The organism is Clostridium sp. KLE 1755, assembly GCF_000466465.2.
Classification (GTDB): domain Bacteria; phylum Bacillota; class Clostridia; order Lachnospirales; family Lachnospiraceae; genus Eisenbergiella; species Eisenbergiella porci.
The window spans coordinates 1-407 of sequence record NZ_KE992731.1 but is presented as its reverse complement, the minus strand read 5'-3'; the positions used below and the strand labels follow the sequence as shown (position 1 = coordinate 407).

3 tRNA genes are annotated in these 407 nt (G+C 45.5%); all 3 read right to left on the bottom strand.

Features of this window, described 5'->3' with window-relative positions:
- Positions 1 to 45 precede the first annotated feature (45 nt).
- Positions 46 to 118 (bottom strand) — tRNA-Thr (locus tag HMPREF1548_RS16995).
- 42 nt (positions 119 to 160) lie between these two features.
- Positions 161 to 233: transfer RNA gene (locus HMPREF1548_RS16990), tRNA-Val, on the bottom strand.
- A 31-nt stretch (positions 234 to 264) separates the two neighbouring features.
- Positions 265 to 338 (bottom strand) — tRNA-Asp (locus tag HMPREF1548_RS16985).
- Between the last annotated feature and the right edge of the window lie 69 nt (positions 339 to 407).

The window sequence follows — 407 nt, the reverse complement described above, 5'->3', positions numbered from 1 at the left end:
GTCCCCTTTGGCCACTCGGGAATCCATCCAGAATATTTAATATTAAGCCGATGATCAGACTCGAACCGATAACCTGCTGATTACAAATCAGCTGCTCTGCCAATTGAGCCACATCGGCGTATTATAAATCCGAACAATCGGTATTTTTTTACGTAAGAAATGGGACCTATAGGGCTCGAACCTATGACCCTCTGCTTGTAAGGCAGATGCTCTCCCAGCTGAGCTAAGATCCCATACCTTAAATTAGATTCCCTAAAGAATCAACGACCCAGATCGGACTCGAACCGACGACCTCCGCCGTGACAGGGCGGCGCTCTAACCAACTGAGCCACTAGGCCGAATGAAACTTACGTTTCAATAGGATACATCTTTTGAATATACCCTCAAAACCGAACATTGAATCTAAT